Annotated in this window: 13 protein-coding genes; 8 read left to right on the top strand and 5 right to left on the bottom strand. The window is 68.6% G+C overall.

Annotated elements, in window-relative coordinates:
* The first annotated feature begins 33 nt into the window (after positions 1-33).
* Positions 34-2271 (top strand): response regulator, encoded by a 2238-nt coding sequence (locus tag CKO31_RS15230; protein ID WP_322789153.1) that lies wholly within the window; start codon positions 34-36, stop codon positions 2269-2271.
* Between the two features lie 31 nt (positions 2272-2302).
* Here the strand turns inward: CKO31_RS15230 and CKO31_RS15225 are convergent, their stop codons facing one another.
* A complete protein-coding gene (locus CKO31_RS15225; RefSeq protein WP_200239150.1) occupies positions 2303-3721 on the bottom strand; it encodes a dihydrolipoyl dehydrogenase in 1419 nt (472 codons plus the stop codon).
* Between the two features lie 456 nt (positions 3722-4177).
* Here CKO31_RS15225 and aroA point away from each other — a divergent pair, with 456 nt between their 5' ends.
* From aroA to ihfB, 4 genes are all read left to right on the top strand, one after another.
* On the top strand, positions 4178-5494 hold the full coding sequence (gene aroA, locus CKO31_RS15220; RefSeq protein WP_200239172.1) for a 3-phosphoshikimate 1-carboxyvinyltransferase: 1317 nt from the start codon (positions 4178-4180) through the stop codon (positions 5492-5494).
* Positions 5491-6198 (top strand): (d)CMP kinase, encoded by a 708-nt coding sequence (cmk, locus tag CKO31_RS15215; RefSeq protein ID WP_242475398.1) that lies wholly within the window; start codon positions 5491-5493, stop codon positions 6196-6198. Before aroA ends, cmk begins: the two co-directional genes overlap by 4 nt.
* A gap of 329 nt (positions 6199-6527) precedes the next feature.
* Positions 6528-8213 (top strand): 30S ribosomal protein S1, encoded by a 1686-nt coding sequence (gene rpsA, locus CKO31_RS15210; RefSeq protein ID WP_200239148.1) that lies wholly within the window; start codon positions 6528-6530, stop codon positions 8211-8213.
* A gap of 125 nt (positions 8214-8338) precedes the next feature.
* Positions 8339-8686, top strand: coding sequence for an integration host factor subunit beta (ihfB, locus tag CKO31_RS15205; RefSeq protein WP_200239146.1), 348 nt, complete (start codon positions 8339-8341; stop codon positions 8684-8686).
* 273 nt (positions 8687-8959) lie between these two features.
* Here the strand turns inward: ihfB and CKO31_RS15200 are convergent, their stop codons facing one another.
* Entirely contained in the window at positions 8960-9772 is an 813-nt protein-coding gene (locus CKO31_RS15200) for a lysophospholipid acyltransferase family protein (protein ID WP_200239144.1), read from the bottom strand.
* A 314-nt stretch (positions 9773-10086) separates the two neighbouring features.
* Entirely contained in the window at positions 10087-11253 is a 1167-nt protein-coding gene (locus CKO31_RS15195; RefSeq protein ID WP_200239142.1) for a succinylglutamate desuccinylase/aspartoacylase family protein, read from the bottom strand.
* A 435-nt stretch (positions 11254-11688) separates the two neighbouring features.
* On the opposite strand from CKO31_RS15195, the gene CKO31_RS15190 reads away from it, so the two are divergent.
* Positions 11689-12582, top strand: a complete 894-nt coding sequence (locus CKO31_RS15190; protein ID WP_200239139.1) for a Uma2 family endonuclease — start codon at positions 11689-11691, stop codon at positions 12580-12582.
* A 118-nt stretch (positions 12583-12700) separates the two neighbouring features.
* Here the strand turns inward: CKO31_RS15190 and CKO31_RS15185 are convergent, their stop codons facing one another.
* Positions 12701-13354, bottom strand: a complete 654-nt coding sequence (locus tag CKO31_RS15185; RefSeq protein WP_200239137.1) for a cytochrome b/b6 domain-containing protein — start codon at positions 13352-13354, stop codon at positions 12701-12703.
* A complete protein-coding gene (locus CKO31_RS15180) occupies positions 13354-14946 on the bottom strand; it encodes a tetrathionate reductase family octaheme c-type cytochrome (RefSeq protein WP_200239169.1) in 1593 nt (530 codons plus the stop codon). The genes CKO31_RS15185 and CKO31_RS15180 overlap by 1 nt, the downstream gene beginning before the upstream one ends.
* A 500-nt stretch (positions 14947-15446) precedes the next feature.
* Between CKO31_RS15180 and CKO31_RS15175 the strand changes: the two genes are divergently transcribed.
* Complete coding sequence (locus CKO31_RS15175) at positions 15447-15818, top strand: CU044_2847 family protein (protein WP_200239135.1); 372 nt, start codon at positions 15447-15449, stop codon at positions 15816-15818.
* Positions 15819-15988: 170 nt separating this feature from the next.
* On the top strand, positions 15989-18046 hold the full coding sequence (locus CKO31_RS15170; protein ID WP_200239133.1) for a thioredoxin domain-containing protein: 2058 nt from the start codon (positions 15989-15991) through the stop codon (positions 18044-18046).
* Positions 18047-18174: the final 128 nt, after the last annotated feature.

The raw sequence follows: 18174 nt of genomic DNA, 5'->3' as shown, positions 1-18174 counted from the left end.
GTGGCGTCGACGGTTGCGGAGTCGCATGGGCGGGTGCAGGCCGACCTGGTGCGCCTGCTCTACAGTCAGGCGCCCACCGGGCTCGTGGTCTCTGCCGTCAACGGCGGCATCGTCGCCACCGCCGTGGCTTATTTCTACCCGTCACCGCTGGTTTTGCCCTGGCTCGGCGCCCTGCTCGCGGTCCTGCTCCTGCGCGCACTGCTGGTGCTTTGGCACCGGCGCCGCCGGCTGGCGCTGACCACCGGCGCCTGGTCCGCGCTCTTCACGGCCGGTGCCGCCGCCACCGGCCTGGCGTGGGGGCTGTCGGCCTATGTGCTGCCCTGGCCCGGGTTCACGGACGAGGTCTTCCTGTCCTTCGTCATCGCCGGCATGGCGGCGGGCGCCATTCCGAGCCTCTCGCCCTGTCTTTCCAGCTATACCCTGTACCTCATCGGTGCGCTGTTGCCGCTGGGGCTGCGCATGGCGCTCATCGGCGGGGAGCTCGCGCTCACCTTTGGCGTGCTCGTGGCGATCTTCGGGGTGTTCATGCTGCTGACGGCCCGCGCGCACCACCGTACCGTGCGGCGGGCACTGGAGCTGCGCTATGCCAACGCCGATCTGGTGGCGGATCTCACCGAAGAGTCCGAGCAGGTTCGGGCCCTGAACGCCCGGCTGAGGGAGGAAGTGGAAGAGCGCCGGCGCATCGCCGAGGAGCTGGCCGCAGCCAAGGAGCAGGCGGAGAGCGCGAGCGTCGCCAAGAGCGAGTTCGTCGCGAACATGAGCCACGAGATCCGTACGCCCATGAACGGCGTGCTGGGCATGATCGAGCTGCTCGGGCAGTCCGATCTGGATGGCCGCCAGCGCGGCTTTGTCGAGGTGGCGCGCACCTCCAGCGAGAGTCTGCTCACTGTCATCAACGCCATCCTCGACTTCTCCAAGATCGAGGCGGGGAAGCTGGATCTGGAGTCGGTGCCCTTCGATGTCCGCGCCCTCGCGGAGGACGTCACCGCACTGTTCACCGCCAATGTGCAGCATGCCGAATTCGAGCTTACCTGCTTCGTACCGCCGGAGCTGCCGACCCGGGTCTTCGGCGATCAGACGCGGTTGCGGCAGATCCTCTCGAACCTCATGGGCAATGCCGTCAAGTTTACCGAGCGCGGCGAGGTGGCCCTCAGAGTGCGTGAGATCGAGCAAGCGGAGGGCTGGGTGCGGTTGGAGCTCGAGGTTCGCGACAGCGGCATCGGCATGACCGCCGAGCAGCAGGCGCGGCTGTTCGAGCCCTTTCGCCAGGCCGACGGCTCCATGACCCGGCGCTTCGGGGGCAGCGGGCTCGGGCTGGCGATCACCAAGCGCCTGACCCGGCTCATGGGCGGCGACATCGAGGTGGAGAGTGCTCTGGGCCAGGGGACGGTGTTTAGGGTGCGCTTGCCTTTCGAGCTCCAGCCGGTGGGCGCAGAAGGGCCCGGCGGCGCCGGCCTGGATGGACGCCGTGCTCTGGTGGTGGACGACAACGACACTAACCGCAAGATCCTGAAGCACTATCTGCACGGCTGGGGCATGGACTGCGTGCTCGCCAGCGACGCCGACACGGCGCTGGCCGCGCTGCGCGCCGCCGCCGAAGCCGGTGACCACTTCGACTTGGCGCTGCTGGATCTGGCCATGCCGGGACTCGACGGCGATGCGCTGGCACGGGCCATCCATGCCGAATCCAGCTGGCGCGAGCTGCCCCTGTTGCTGTTGAGCTCGGCGGCGGTTGCGGAGCCACAGGCAGGCGCCGACCCCTGTGCGATGCGCGTCGCCAAGCCCATTCGCTACGGCGTGCTGCGCGATGCCCTCTACCAAGTGCTCTATGGCGCTACGCCCGCCTACGCCAAGGCGCCGCCGGTGGCGACGTCGCGCCCGCCGCTTACCGGACGGGTGCTGCTGGTAGAGGACAACCCGGTGAACCAGCAGGTGGCGCTATCCATGCTCGGCAAGGCAGGCCTGAGCGCCGACCTCGCCGACAACGGCGAGGCGGCGCTCGCGCGGCTCGCCAAGGGCGGCTGGGACCTGGTGCTAATGGACGTGCAGATGCCCGTGCTCGACGGCCTGTCCGCCACCCGCGCGCTGCGCGAGCGCGAGCAGGCGCAGGGCGGCCCGCGTGTGCCCGTCATTGCCATGACCGCCAACGCCATGGAGCGCGACCGTGAGACCTGCCTGGAGGCCGGCATGGACGACTACATCGCCAAGCCCTTCAAGAGTGACGTCCTCTACAACACCCTGGCGCGCTGGCTGCCCGCCGCCGACGGCTAGATATGGATCGGTTGAGCGCCGGACCGGCGCGCTACGGCAGCGGCGCCAGCTCCGTCAGCCCTTCGTTTTTGGCGTCCACCTTGGCGTAGGCGTCATAGAGGGCCGCCTGCAGGGCCTCCTCGATCACCGGGTGATAGAAGGGCAGGCGCAGCAGCTCGCCGACGGTGAGGCCCTGCTGGATGCACCAGCACACCAGGTGCGCCAGGTGCTCGCCCTTGGGGCCGATCATCTCCATACCGCGCAGGCGCCCATCGGCCTTGTCGGCGTAGACGCGCAGCACGCCGCGGTTCTTGCCCATGATGAGCGCACGGCCGACGGGGGCGAATTTGATCTCGCCGACGGCGGTGGTCGCCGGGTCCAGCGCGTCGAAGCGCTCGCCGACGGCGCAGATGTTCGGATCGCAGAAGTTGATGTGCAGCGGCGTCTTGCGTCGGAAGGCGCGGCGCTCGCCGCGGGCCGCGTTGAAGCCGGCGATTTTGCCCTCGTCGCCGGCCTCGTGAAGGATCTGGCGCTGGCCGGTGACATCGCCGGCGATGAACACGGGCAGGTCCGCCACCTGCATGGTGTTGGCATCGAAGGGGGGCAGGCCGCGCGCGTCCAAGGGGACGCCGAGGCTCTCCAGCGCCAGATGGCCGATGTTCGGCACTCGGCCGATGCTGCAGAGCACCCGCTCCACGCTCACCGCGTGCTCGCCGGCGCGCACACGCAGCCCGTCGCCGTCGGCCTCGATGTCGGCGGCGACCCCGAGGTGCAGCGGGAATTCCTTCTGCATCAGCGCAATGGCGGCGTCGCTGACGACGGGATCGCGCAGGCCGGCGATGCGCGCCTGCTGATCGAAGCCCGTCACTTTGACCCCCAGTCGGTGCAGGCTCTGCCCGAGCTCCAGGCCGATGGTGCCGAGGCCGACCACGGCCACGGACGCGGGCAGGTCTTCGAGCTCGAACAGGGTATCGGTGGTGAGGATCTTGTCGCCGAAGCTTCGCCAGGCGGCCGGCACCAGCGGGGTGGAGCCGGTGGCGATGACCACGGCGCCGGCGCGGATGCGCCGCTCGTCCTCACCGCTGCCCACGGCGAGCAGGGTGGGCTCGAGGAACCGGGCATAGTCCTGGATGAACAGGTCTTCCGGCATGTCGTCGGTGCTGTTGGTGAGCACCCGGTCCACGAAGGTGTCGCGCAGGTCCTGGACGTGCTCCATGGCCTCGGTGATGTCCAGGGTCATGGCCTCGTGGCCGTCGATGCCGTATTTCCCGAGGTGGGTGCGCCGATGGTAGTCCTCGGCCACCTGGATCATGGCCTTGGACGGCATGCAGCCCACCCGCGCGCAGGTGGTCCCCGGCTCGCCGCCATTGATGAGCACGAAGGACTTGCCGGCCTTGCGCGCCTGGGCCATGGCGCTGAGGCCGGCGGTGCCGGAGCCGATGATGGCGACGTCGACGGTTCGTTCTTGCACTGAGAGGGTCTCCTTCAAGCTGCTCCGAAGGGCCGAGGGCGCTGCCGGCGCCTGCCGCTTGCGATATGCGGCGCTCGCGCACCTGCCCCTCGGAGGATTTACAGGGGGCTGAGCCTGCGCTATTTTGCAGCGCTTTTGCCGCCTTCATGCAAGCCGTTTGGTCGTGACCGGCCGATCGCGCCCGGTTGGTCGCGTCCGGCCGGTCGCTTCCGGTCGGTCGCGCCCAGTCGGTTGAGCCAGGTAATCCGCGCCGGGCTCGGCGCGGCCGCGCCGACACCTGATCCGAGCGTCGGTGCGCTTCCCGCGGCCTGCATCCAGCCGGCGCATTCGAAGCGACCCAGTGCGTCACGCCATTGCCATGACTCCCGGAGCCCTTGAGCGTTGAGCAGAGATCCAGCGCCTGAGCCAGCAGCGAGCGGACAGCCGCCCGGCACCATCGCGGCCGGCCTGCCGCCCCTGCGCGCCTATCGCATCGCGCCCGGCGGCACCCTGCGGGGTGAGGTCCGCGTGCCCGGGGACAAGTCCATCTCGCATCGGGCCATCATGCTCGGCGCCCTGGCGGACGGCGACACCACCGTCACGGGCTTTCTGGAGGGCGCCGACAGCCTCGCCACCCTCGCGGCATTCCGCAGCATGGGGGTGGCCATCGAGGGCCCTGAAGCCGGGCGGTTGCGCATTCGCGGCGTCGGTCGGGACGGGCTCCGGGCGCCGTCGGCGCCGCTGGACGTGGGCAATGCGGGCACCGCCATGCGTCTGCTCTGCGGGCTGCTCGCCGGCCAGCCCTTCGCCAGCAAGCTGGTGGGGGATGCATCACTGTCCCGGCGGCCCATGCGCCGCGTCACCGAGCCGCTGGCGCGCATGGGCGCCGATATCGAGACGGCCGAAGCGGGGACGGCGCCGCTGACCATCCGGCCGGTATCGCAGCTCGAGAGCATCGATTACGCCATGCCCGTCGCGAGCGCTCAGGTGAAGTCCTGTCTGCTGCTTGCCGGCCTCTATGCCGACGGCGACACCTGCGTCAGCGAGCCCGCCGTCACTCGTGACCACACCGAGCGCATGCTCGCCACCTTCGGCTGCCGCGTGCGGCGCGAGAGGCAGCGGGTCTGCGTTCCCGGCGGCGCCCGGCTCACCGCCGCCCCGGTCGAGGTGCCGGCGGACATCTCCTCCGCGGCCTTCTTTCTCGTCGGTGCCAGCATCGCCGACGGCGCCGACCTGACCCTGCCGGCGGTGGGCATCAATCCGACGCGGGTCGGCGTGCTGCATATTCTCAAGGCCATGGGTGCCGACATCGCCGTGGCCAATCGGCGCCAGTGCGGTGCCGAGCCGGTGGCGGACCTGCGCGTGCGCAGCGCCCGCTTGCAGGGGATCGAGATCCCGGCGGCGCAGGTGCCGCTCGCCATCGACGAGTTCCCGGCGCTGTTCGTCGCCGCCGCCTGCGCCGACGGCGAGACCCTGCTGACGGGCGCCGAGGAGCTGCGCGTCAAGGAGAGCGACCGCATCGCCGTCATGGCGGCGGGCCTGGCGCAGCTCGGTGTCGCCGCCGAGGTCCTGCGGGACGGTATTCGCATTCAGGGGCGGGGCGCGGCGCCCCTCGGCGGCGGCAGCGTCGACAGCCATGGCGATCACCGCATCGCCATGGCATTCGCGATGGCCGCGCTGCGGGCCAGTGCGCCAATCTTGGTGCGCGACTGCGCCAATGTGGATACCTCCTTTCCCGGCTTCGCGGCGCTGGCCGTCGGCGCCGGGCTCGGCATTGACGAGGCCGTCGCATGAGCATGGGATCGGATGCATTGCCGGCGCCGGTGATCACCGTCGACGGGCCCTCCGGCACCGGCAAGGGGACCATCGCCGGGCGGCTTGCCGCGCTGCTCGGCTGGCATGTGCTGGATACCGGCGCGCTCTATCGCTGCGTCGGCCTCGCCGCCGTGCAGCGCGGCGTGGCTCTCGACGACGATGCGGCGCTGGGCAACCTGGCACAGGCGCTGAGTATCCGCTTCGACGGCGAGCGGGTGCTGCTGGAGGGGGTGGATGTCAGCACCGAGATCCGCACCGCCAGCGCCGGAGAATATGCCTCCCGCGTCGCGGCCCAGCCGGCCGTGCGGCGGTCGTTATGGCGGCTACAGCGCGACGCGGTGCGCCCGCCCGGGCTCGTTGCCGACGGCCGGGACATGGGCACCGTCGTCTTCCCGGAAGCCCCGCTCAAGCTCTACCTGGACGCAAGTCCACAAGTGCGCGCGGATCGGCGCTATAAGCAGTTGAAAGACAAAGGCATGGATGCTAACTTGAGCGATCTTGCGCGGGACCTGGCCGAGCGCGACCGGCGCGACCGGGAGCGCGCGGCGAGTCCGCTCAGGCCGGCGGACGACGCGGTGGTCATCGATACGTCCGGACTTGGCATCAATGCGGTGCTAGCGCGCGTCACCGATGCCGTGCGGGATCGATTGCCGGACGTATGGGCCGACAGCGCGCGCGCTTGAGCAGGCCGGCTCGAGGACAGGCGATCAGACAGGCGTGACTAGCCATGCGACCCGGCCAGCCACGCGATCCGGATCATTGCCGACAGAGCGTGTGATCCGTCGGCGTTAGCCGACACCCAGGCGGTGCTTTGCGCCGCAACGAGCTGCAGGCGGCGTATGCCGCCGGCGTATCATTCACCAATGCATTTGCACAGGAAGAGGCCGGGCAACGTGCTCGGTGACGTACCGCCCCGGCCGCAGCGCCGGCGGCCGAGTCGTCACAGCGTTGCCCCCGCAGCGCGTCCCACAGCGGATCCAGGCGCCCGCCCGGCCCGGAAAAACCCAACCCTATGACCGAAAGCTTTGCCGAGCTCTTCGAAGAGAGCCTCACCAACACCCAGCTCCAGCCGGGCACCGTCATCACCGGAGAGGTGGTGGAAATCACGCCGGACGTGGTCATCGTCAACGCCGGTCTGAAGACCGAGGGGATCATCCCTCGTAACCAGTTCATTTCCCCGGAGGGCGAGCTGGAGGTCGCCGTCGGCGACGACGTGGAGGTGGCCCTGGACGCCGTCGAGGACGGCTTCGGTACCACCCGGCTCTCGCGCGAGAAGGCGAAGCGCTTCGCGGCTTGGGACAAGCTGGAGCAGGCCTTCGAAGACGGCGACACCGTCAAGGGCATGATCAACGGCAAGGTGAAGGGCGGCTTCACCGTCGAGCTCGGCAATGTCCGCGCCTTCCTGCCTGGCTCACTGGTAGACGTGCGCCCGGTGCGCGACACCACCTACCTCGAAGGCAAGGAGCTGGAGTTCAAGGTCATCAAGCTGGACCGCCGGCGCAACAACGTCGTCGTCTCCCGCCGCGCCGTGGTGGAAGAGGAATACAGCGCCGAGCGCGAGGCCCTGCTGGAGAAGCTCGAAGAAGGCCTGGAGCTCAAGGGCGTGGTGAAGAACCTCACCGACTACGGCGCCTTCCTGGACCTGGGCGGCATCGACGGCTTGCTGCATATCACCGACATGGCCTGGCGCCGGGTCAAGCACCCCTCCGAGGTGGTGGAGATCGGCCAGGAGATCATGGTCAAGGTGCTCAAGTTCGACCGCGAGCGCCAGCGTGTCTCCCTGGGCCTGAAGCAGATGGGCGAGGACCCCTGGGTCAATATCTCCCGGCGCTACCCGGAAGGCACCCGCGTCTTCGGCAAGGTCACCAATATCGCCGACTACGGCTGCTTCGTGGAGATCGAAGAAGGCGTCGAGGGCCTGGTCCACGTCTCCGAGATGGACTGGACCAACAAGAACGTCCATCCCACCAAGGTGGTCGCCTTGGGGGACGAGGTGGAGGTGATGATCCTCGACATCGACGAGGAGCGCCGGCGCATCTCGCTCGGCATCAAGCAGTGCCAGTCGAACCCCTGGGACGAGTTCTCGGCCACCTACAAGAAGGGCGACCGGGTCAGCGGCCAGATCAAGTCCATCACGGACTTCGGCATCTTCATCGGCCTGGAAGGCGGCATCGACGGCCTGGTGCACCTCTCCGACATCTCTTGGGATGAGTCCGGCGAGGAGGCCCTGCGCCGCTTCAAGAAGGGCGACGAAGTGGAGACGGTGGTGCTGTCGGTGGACCCGGAGCGCGAGCGCATCTCCCTCGGCGTCAAGCAGTTGGACAAGGATCCCTTCTCCAGCTTCGTCGCGCTGAACGAGAAGGGCAGCATCGTCAAGGGCACCATCACCGACGTGGACGCCAAGGGTGCCACCGTCGACCTCGGCGAGGGTGTCGAGGGCTATCTGCGCGCCTCGGAGATCTCCCGCGACCGCGTCGAAGACGCCCGGCAGGTGCTCAAGCCCGGCGAGGAGCTGGAGGCCAAGTTCATGGGCGTGGACCGTAAGAACCGCACCATCTCCCTATCCGTCAAGGCGAAGGACATGGCCGACGAGCAGGCCGCCATCAAGGGCTATGCCCGCGAGGCCCAGGCCGGCACCGCCACCCTCGGCGACATCCTCAAGCAGCAGATGGAGGAGGCCGCGAAGGAGGAGGACTGAGCCGCTGCCGGCGCGTTGCTCAAGGGCACGTGCCGGCCTGCCTCCCGCGCGCACAGCCCTGCCGCCGGCTCGCTTCAGGCCGGCGGCAGGGTCGAACCTGCCCAGCTATTTCGGGGTGATCCACCATGATGAAATCCGAGCTCATCGAGATCCTGGCCGAACAGCAAAGCCATCTCGCCTGTAAGGACGTCGAGCTCGCCGTGCGCTGCATCCTGGAGCAGATGAGCGCCGCCCTCGCCGCCGGCGAGCGCATCGAGATCCGCGGCTTCGGCAGCTTCTCGCTCCACTACCGCCCGCCGCGCATCGGCCGCAACCCCAAGACGGGCGATTCCGTTGCCCTCGCCGGCAAGTACGTGCCGCACTTCAAGCCCGGCAAGGAGCTGCGCGACCGCGTCAATGCCGCCTACCAGGCCGAGCTGGAAGCGCAGGCCCAGGACGAGGATGAGGCTCGGCTAAAGACGGCCGCCGGCTGACGAGATCGGTCATCACGTGTAAAGCCTGGCCGCCACCCTCGACGAGGTCCAGCGAGCACGGCAGCGCCTGCGCGGGGATGCGCAAAAGAAGCCGCCTGTACCTTAGGGGCCGCTCGCAGCAGCCGGTCGGATGGCTCGCCCGAGGCGTCGAGAAAGGCATCTTGACTGCTTGCGATGCGCTCCGCATGGATACCCGGCCCACCGCCCACCGCTGACTGACATCGACCGCGCGCCGGGGATCATCGGTGCCTGGGGCTCAACCAACCGATAGGCTCAGCCGATGGGCGCCGCCAGCTCCCCCGGGTAATGGGCATGGATCCATTGCTCCACCTCGGCGTTGAGGGCCTTGGTGGACTTGCCATTGGACGGGATCGGCTCGCCGATCACCATCCGGATGGTGCCTGGGTAGCGCATGATGGAGCGCCCCGGCCAGCAGTCGCCGCTGTTGTGCGCCACCGGCAGCACCTCGGCCCCGGCGCGGGTGGCGAGCATCGCGCCGCCGGAATTGAAGTGCCCGATGGTGCCCGGCGGCTGGCGGGTGCCCTCCGGGAAAATCATCACACTGATGCCGTCTGCGAGCCGCGCCGCGCCCTCGCGCAGGATGGTCTTCAGTGCCTGGGAGCCCATTGACCGATTGATGGCGATGGGCTTCAGCAGGGCCAGGCCCCAGCCGAAGAACGGAATCCAGAGCAGCTCTTTCTTGAGAATGGTCGCCTGCGGCGAGACGAGAATCTGCAGGTAAAAGGTCTCCCAAGGGCTTTGGTGATTGGCCATCACGACCACGCCACGGTCCTCGGGGATGTGCTCCCGGCCCTCCACCTGGATGCGCACGCCGTTCAAGTGGCGCAGCAGCCACATGATCACGACGCTCCAGATGTTCACGAAGCGGTAGCGCTGCTCGAAGCTCAGGAAGGGCGCGACCAGGAACACCAGCGGCGCGTGCACCACGGCGAGCAGACTGGACAGAATCACAAAAGCGATGCTGCGCAGGCGCACCGCGAGGCTGGCGGCCTGCGTGCTGCCTGGTGCCTTGGCGGCTGTCGGGGATGATGCGGAGTCGGCTTTGGCGGCCGTCGGTTGCTGCATGGAATGGCTCTCTCGCTGCGGGCGGTTGGCGTACCTGCGTATTGTCCCTGTGCACTCGGATGAGCGGAAGCCGTAACCCGGATTGCGCATCGGCTGTTTGTCGGGTGACGTGATCGCTCACCCGACCTGCGAGCCGCCGTTGCGGAGCGGGATTCGAATGTTTGCCCATTCTGCGGGCCTCAGAGCCAGACAGTGTTGGCGCCGGACAAGCGGCGATCCGCGGGCTGCCTGAGGCGCATGTCGGGTTGCGCTGCCCCTGGACTCCTTGGCCCCCTGGATTCCTTGGACGCTGTCCCTGGAACAGGGCGGGCTCGTTACTCCGAGGTATCCGAGAATTCGTTGTCCGGCATCGGCGGGGCCAGCCGGTCATCCGGGCCCTGCCCCTGCCGCCCCAGGTGGTAGGCGGCGAAGCCCGGCATCAGGACCTGATTGCGGGCCATGCCGATGACGCGACCGTCGCTGGGGGCCCGGATGGGGGTCGTTTTGTTGGTGATGGGGTCGATGAGGCGGCCGAGGAGGTCGCCCTGCCGGACCTCGCTGCCGAGGTCCACTGCGGTCATCAGGATGCCGCCGCGGTCGGCGCGGACCCAGGATGAGTCGACATAGGTCGCTTCGTGGTCCCTCCAGGGCCGTGTCTGCGCGACCATGCCGAGGGTATCCAGCAGGGCGCGGATGCCGCGCACGCCGTGCGTGATCTGCTCGGGCTCCAGCTGCGCCGGCCCGCCGGCCTCGAAGGTGACGGTGGGGATGCCCGCGCCGGTCGCGGCCGCGCGCAACGTGCCCTCCCGCGGCTGGCTGTTGACGATCACGGTGGCGCCGAAGCCTCTGGCGAGCGCGGTGACGCCCGCGTGGCTCAGCTCGGCCCGCAGCTGCGGTAGATTGATGCGCTCGAAGGAGCCCGTGTGCAGATCGACCAGCGCATCGCAGTGCCGGACCACCCGGGTGAACAACGAATGCGCGATGCGCGAGGCCGCCGAGCCGCCGGGGGAGCCCGGGAAATGGCGGTTGAGGTCGCGGCGGTCCGGCAGGTAGCGGCTGCCGTCGCGGAAGGCCTGGATGTTGACGATGGGCACGCCGATGACGGTGCCGGCGAGCGCCCCGGGCTCCAGCTGACCGAGCACGCGGCGCACGATCTCGATGCCGTTCAGCTCGTCGCCGTGCACCGCGCCGGTGAGGCAGAGGACCGGACCCGGGTCGGCACCGTGGGCGACCAGCACGGGCGTGTCGATGCCGACGCCCTCGAACTGCTCGGTGCCCGCCCAGGCGAGCCTGCGGGTGCTGCCGGGCGGGATGGTCTCACCGAGCAGCGCGACGGGCTCGGCGGACGGGCGCCCCGGCTTGCCGGAGACGGACGCGCTTGCGACCATCTGCTGGACGCTGGCCACTCTGGACAGGGCCGCGCCGCCGGATGTTTCCTGCCCGCCGGGCGGCGTGGCGCCGGCGATGCCGGCCGTCAGGGCGATCAGCAGCAATCTGCGCATGGCTCGGTCACCTCGTGGGGTGGCGGCGAGGCTCTCACGGGTGCGGGGTCCAATCGGTCCCCCCGGCTGCTCGCCGCCAGCGGGTTGAACTGTGGTGCCGTCCTTGGGGCGGGGCATGCTGTCGTGCACTCGATTGGCTGCTTTATAACGGCTTAGGCAGAATTTTTAAACCGATTTATGAGGTGGTTGGCTGCCGCATCCGGCGCCCGCGCGCTAGTTTGTGCCCGCCTCGCTCCCGCGCGCTAGCGCGGGGTGTCCGCATAGCGTTCCAGCGGTGCATGTCTCGAGGCTTTGCGGCGCCGATTGCGCGACGCCGGAGCGTCGGGCCCGGCTTCCACGCCGGAGCAGGGCAGCGGGACAAGCCCTTTGGATCGGTTGCGGTGCGTGCTAGGTTTGGTCTACACGCGACAACCCCCTTCAGACCGGAGCCTCGCCATGACCCAGCCCGTCAGCGCCGAGTCGGCGCCGCTGCGGCAGACCGACGCACCGGCCGCCGAGCCCGCGGGGCCGATAGAGCCCCGCTCCGAGGCCGGCAAACGCGTCTCGGAGGAGACCTATTGGACCCGGTACTACCTGGAAGCCGATATCCAGTACGAATGGAATGACGGCGTGCTGGAGGAGAAGCCGGTGTCGGACTTCGAGACCTACTGCATCTATGTCTGGCTGCTGCGGCTGCTCGACACCTTCCTGCAGGCCAAACCGCTCGGCAAGCTGGTGGGCTTGGAGATGGGCTTTCGGCTGTCCCTGCCGAACAAGGTGGTGATCCGCAAGCCCGACCTGGCCGTGGTGCGCAACGACAATCCGGGCGTACTGCTGCCGGTGGACGTCGCCTATCACGGCGTCTATGACCTCTGCATCGAGGCCCTTTCCACCACCAAGCCGGCGCACATCCACCGCGACAGGGTGCAAAAGCACGGCGAATATGCCGCAGGCGGTGTGCCCGAGTATTACATCCTGCACGCCGACCCCGAGCGCCGGGCCTTCTACAGCCGCAATGACAGTGGCCTGTACGAGCCGATCCCGCCGCAGGACGGCATCATCCATTCCCGCGTGCTGCCCGGCTTTCGCTTCCGGCTCGCCGACCTCCTCGCCCAACCCGCCGACGAGGCCCTGCGCGATGATCCGGTCTACGCCGACTTCGTGCTGGCCGGCTGGCGCGCCGACCGTGAGCGCGCCGAGAGCGAGCGGCTGCGCGCGGAGACCGAGCGGGTCCGCGCTCAGGCCGCCGAGCGCGAGGCCGAGCAGCAACGCCGCCGCGCCGAGGAGCTTGCGGCGAGGCTGCGGACGCTCGGACAGGACCCGGACGAGCAGGCGCCGCCGGACAGCTGATGCCGACACAGGGCAGCGCCGGGTGGTGCAGGCGCTGCGCTGATCCACCCTGGGCGCCGTATCAGCCGGCGGCCGTTGTCTTTGTTGCGCGCGTTGTCCAGGTGCCGAAGGCGAGGGTCTAGCGAATATCCTCAGGCTGGTCCTTGCGCAGATAGGCCTCTTCCTCCGGCGTCAGCTCCACCTCATCGAAGCCGGTGATCATGGGCATCACATGCTCGCGGAAGGAATGGCCCGTGGTGAGCATGTAGACGTGGATGAAGACGAAGGCGAGGATGGCGAAGGCGGCGGCGGTGTGGATCAGTGCGACACCGGTGAGGTAGGCGGTGGCATCGGGCAGGTCGCGCCAGGCGAAGTAGAAGAGATAGATCAGCCCGGTGATCCAGATGGCCGGGAAGAGCACCAGCTTCAGCATGGTGTAGGCCAGCGCCTGCAAGGGGTTGTGCTTGCGCCAGTAGGCCTTGCGGTAGGGATGGCGCTCGCCCTTGAAGATGCCGAAGCTGTAGTAGCGCAGCACGCCCCACATGCCGTGGGCCGTCGGGATGAAGTGCCGCCAGCTGCGGGTGGTGAACAGCCAAAAGGTGCCGAAGGCCCAGAGCACCAGCAGGGTCAGCGCGGCCCCGGTGTGCAGGGTCACGGCGTCCTCGAAGCTGAACAGCTCATGGAAGCCGTGCAGGCCGAAGCCGGTGACGAGCAGCAGCACGATGAGCAGCATCTGCGACCAGTGCCAGAAGCGCTCGAACAGGCTGAAGATCTTGACGCGGTACAGGGCCATCAGTGCTGCGCCTCCTTGGGCTTGGAGAAGATGCGGACCAGGGCGTGGATCAGGATGCCGACGAGGGTGCCGAACACCAGGATGGTGCCGATGCCGTCCAGCCAGGGGTTGCGATCACGCCCCGGCAGGTAAATGCCCTCCACCGACGCCAGCCGGCTGTTGCCGGGCGTGTGGCAATCGCCGCAGCCGAGCGCCTGCTCCTTGGGCGCCACCATGTGGGTGATGGGCCACCAGGACAGGGTCTCGATGAAACCGTAGTCGCCGGAGTAGTCCAGCCCGAAGTCCGCCATGCCCTTCTCGATGGCAGCGGCCATGTCGTAGTTGCCCCAGTAGGCGGCGTCGTCCTCGCCCCAGAGGTGCGTATACACCAGGGTGCCGTGGCCCTTGTCATAGGGCTGCCAGGTGTGCATGCGCTTGAAGGGCCAGATGCGCGATGCGCCATCCTCCCGCGAGCCGCTGAAGCCGTTGATCTCGATGATCTCGGCCTCCGGGTCGAATTCGGTGTCGATGGTGGTGTAGACCATCTGGCCGTCGAACCAGGCGTACTCGGGGACGACGTCCTCGTCGTAGGTGAAATCGCCTTTGATGGACTTGTAGGTGTAGCGGTGCTCGCCGTTGCCCTGGATGTAGCCTTCGTCATGATAGCCCTCGCCGTCGCGGGTCTTGCCGGCGGTGCGCCAGTCCCAGTCGACGATGGTGGCCACGCCACCGCGGGCGAATTCCGGGATGTGACAGGTCTGGCAGGCGACGCTCTGGACATGGTCGTTGAGCTTGAAGCCGGCGAGGGAGTCCACCGGATGCGGCGCCAGGCCATGGCAGGACTCGCAGGTGGCGACATCGGTGCGCTGCCCCGGCAGCCCGGTGCCCTCGGTGTCCTTTGCGACGACGTTGTAGCGGCTGCCGGCCCAGATGTGCTTGTTGGTCACATGGCAGGCGGTGCAGGCGAAGTTGAGCCCGTCGACGCCCATGTGCACATCCAGCGTGCGCGGCGGCTCCTTCAGCGCCGAGGACAGATCCCCGTGCTTGACGTTGTCGCCGCCCCCGCCCATGAAGTGGCAGGCGCCGCAGTTGGCCCGCTGCGGCAGGTCCACGCTCTGCGCCGCGGCGGCCAGATCGATGGGCGGCTTGCCCTCGAACATCACGCTGCACGCCGGGCTGCCCTGGGAGTTGGGCGTCTTGTAGTAGGTGCCCGTGGTCTCGTGGCAGACCAGACAGTCGATCTTGGATTCATCCGTGAAGTCGAAGGACTCGTCCTTCCACCCGTAGCCCGCGTGGCACTGGGCGCACATGCCTTCGTTGCCGCGGGCATTGGTGCAGAAGTTGTTGATCAGGTACTTCTTGCCCAGCTGCTGGCCGGTGTTCGGGTTCGTATAGGACCAGGTCCAGTGGATGTTCTGCATGAAGTGCTCGCCGGTCTCGGTGTGGCAGCCGAGACAGGCTTGTGTAACTTCCGAGCCGTTGGCGAAGGGCCCTTGCAGCTCCTCGAACTTGATGTGGTCCGCGGTGCCGCCCGACAGTGGACCCGAGACCTGCGGCCTGGGTGCGTCGCTTGCCGGCGGCGTCGGCCAGCTGCCGGCATCGGCCCCGGCCATCGGCGTGAGCAGCAAGACGCCGAGCGGCGCCAACACCAACACCAGCACCAACGCCAGGCCGGTGCGCAGAGACTCGGCGCGCCGCCGCCAGCCGCTGCCTTGGGCGATGGCGATCCAGGCGCCGGCATGGGGCGGCGCATGCGTTCGGCGAGGCGCTGCGGCGGTGGTGGTCGGCGCGTGATGCGCCCGCGGCGTCTGATGGCTGGCTGTCATACTTTTGGCTCCCCGGCGGACCCACGCGGAGTCTGCATGGGCCGGATGTCTACCCGATTAGCATCGGACGCTGCGCCGGGAAGTGCGCTGATATGGAGCAACCGCCGCCAACGAGTCGCCTTAGAGTTGCGCCCGGTCAACAAAACCCGGCAGCGGTTCGGCGCAGCCGCCGTCACCTGCGCTCTCGACAAGACTGGGCGCGGCGGCAGCGGTGCGGCCCCCGCCCCGCGAGGGCGCTTCAGTTACACTGCCGCGCATCGGGTACGCGAGCATCACGGCTTTTGAATATGGCAAAACTGATCGAACTGGAGCTGGACCAAGGTCGCACCGTCCTGGTGGAGACGGACGAGGAAATATCGGTGCCGCGCTCGGCGGTTGGCGCCATGGGCTATCAGCGCACCGGCCGTGATGGCGCCTGGCGCGCCGACCTCGGCCGCGTCCAGGAGACGCTGCGCGGCTTCGTGGAAGGGTCTGTTGGGGCGCTGCGAGACGTGGACGCCGAGCTCGAGCGGGTCACCCTGGAGTTCGGCGTCAGTCTCGGTGGCGACGCCGGCGTGCCCTATGTCACCAAGGGCGGTACCGCAGGCACCCTGAAGGTGACGGTGCAGTGCAACCTGGCCCGCCGTAACCAGCGCTTGGCGTTGGATCCCGAAACCTGACGCGGGCGGGTAGCGGCCATGACCCCGCCGCCGGCCGCCGTCTGGAGCCGACGACGGTCAGGCTTCGAATCAGTGATCGGACCAGGCGGCGGAGCACGTATCCGATTGGAAAAGCGGCGGCCTTGCCGTCATGGTCCGGGCTCACACTCGCAAGTGCACGGCTCTCCATCATGACCGACGCCACCGCCAGCAACCGCCTCGCCGAGACCACCAGCCCCTATCTGCAGCAGCACGCGACCAACCCAGTGGACTGGTGGCCCTGGTGCGAGGAGGCGCTGGATCTCGCCCGGGAGCAGGACAAGCCCATTCTGCTGTCCATCGGTTATTCCGCCTGCCACTGGTGCCATGTAATGGCGCACGAGTCCTTCGAGGACCCGGATACCGCAGCGGTCATGAACCGGCTCTTCGTCAACATCAAGGTGGACCGCGAAGAGCGCCCGGACCTGGACCGCATCTACCAGACCGCCCACCAGCTGCTGGCGCGCCGCCCCGGCGGCTGGCCGCTGACGGTGTTCCTGACCCCGGAGGACCAGAAGCCGTTCTTCGCCGGCACCTATTTCCCCAAGGCGCAGCGCCATGGGCTGCCCGCCTTCACCCAGCTGTTGGCGAGCATCGAGCGGGCCTACCGCGAGCAGGGCGATGCCATCCGCCAACAGAACGACTCGCTCATGGAAGCGCTCGCGTCGCTGGAGCCGGAGGCCGACGCCGCGGTGCCGGATACCGGGCCCCTGGAGGGCGCCCGCCGCCAGCTGGCCGCCGGCTTCGATGCCGAGCGCGGAGGCTTCGGCTCGGCGCCCAAGTTTCCGCATCCCACCAACCTGGAGCTGCTGCTGCGGCACTGGGCGGCGACGGCCGCCGACGGGAATCCGGACGAGCAGGCGCTGCACATGGCCCGCTTCACGCTGGAGCGCATGGTGCGCGGCGGCATGAACGATCAGCTCGCCGGCGGCTTCTGCCGCTACAGCGTCGACGATCACTGGATGATCCCGCACTTCGAAAAGATGCTCTACGACAACGGCCCGCTGCTGGCGCTGTGCTGCGATGCCTGGCAAATCACCGGCGAGCGCGTCTTTCGCGATGCCGCCGCCGCGACCGCCGATTGGGCCATGGCCGAGATGCAGAGTCCCGAGGGCGGCTACTACAGCAGCCTGGACGCCGACAGCGAAGGCGAAGAGGGGCGTTTCTACGTCTGGGACAAGGATGAGATCGCCGCGCTCTTGGAGCCGGACGAGCTGGCTTTCATGACGCCGGTATTCGGCCTGGACCGCCCGCCGAACTTCGAAGGCCGCTGGCACCTGCACCAGTACTGCACGCCGGAGGAAGTCGCGGCGGCGCAGGGGCTGGATGCGGCCGGGGCGGGTGCCCTGTTGGCATCGGCCAAGGCCAAGCTGCTGGCCGCGCGCGCCAAACGCGTGCGCCCGGACCGCGATGACAAGGTCCTCACCAGCTGGAATGCCCTGATGATCAAGGGCATGGCGCGCGCCGCCCGCACCCTGGACCGCCCCGATCTGCTGGACTCCGCCGACCGCGCCTTGGACTTCATCCATACCAGGCTCTGGCACGAGGGGCGGTTGCTCGCCACTTACAAAGACGGCAAGGCGCATCTCAACGCCTACCTGGACGACCATGCGCTGCTGCTGGATGCGCTGCTGGAGCTGCTGCAAGTACGCTGGCGCCGCACGGATCTGGATTGGGCCGTGGCCCTGGCCGAGGTGCTGCTTGCGCAGTTCTTCGATGCCGAGCAAGGCGCCTTCTTCTTCACCGCCGCCGACCACGAGGCGCTTATCAGCCGCCCCAAGCCGCTGGGGGACGAGTCCATTCCCTCCGGCAACGGCGTCGCGGCCCATGCCCTGCAGCGCCTGGGGCATCTGCTCGGCGAGCCGCGCTATCTGGAGGCGGCGGCGGCGACCCTGCGCTTTGCCGCGGAGCCCATGCGCCGGGTGCCCTATGCCCATGCCACGCTGTTGGCGGCGCTCGACGAGTATCACACTCCGCCGGAGACCATCGTCATCCGCGCCGAGCCGCCGGCGCTCGGCTCCTGGCAGGCCGCAGCCCAGCAGGGCTACCAGCCCCGGCGGTTGGTGCTGGCGATCCCGAGCACGGCGCCGAGCCTCCCGGGCAACCTCGGCGCCATGGCACCGGGCGAGACCGGTGGGCTGGCCTACCGCTGCCGCGGCACCCATTGCGAGCCGCCGGTGACCAGCCTGGCGGCGCTCACCGGCGCTTGAGGTCGGACACCGCACCGGCTGCATGCACAAAAAAAAGGCCCCCGGTGCATCCCTGCCGGGGGCCGACGTCGCCGATGGTTGAGTGGGTCTAAGGGCTGTGTATCCGTGCGGCGGCTCCGTCCGACGGG

This window comes from Thiohalocapsa halophila, assembly GCF_016583825.1.
Classification (GTDB): domain Bacteria; phylum Pseudomonadota; class Gammaproteobacteria; order Chromatiales; family Chromatiaceae; genus Thiohalocapsa; species Thiohalocapsa halophila.
This window is presented reverse-complemented; position numbering and strand designations above follow the sequence as displayed.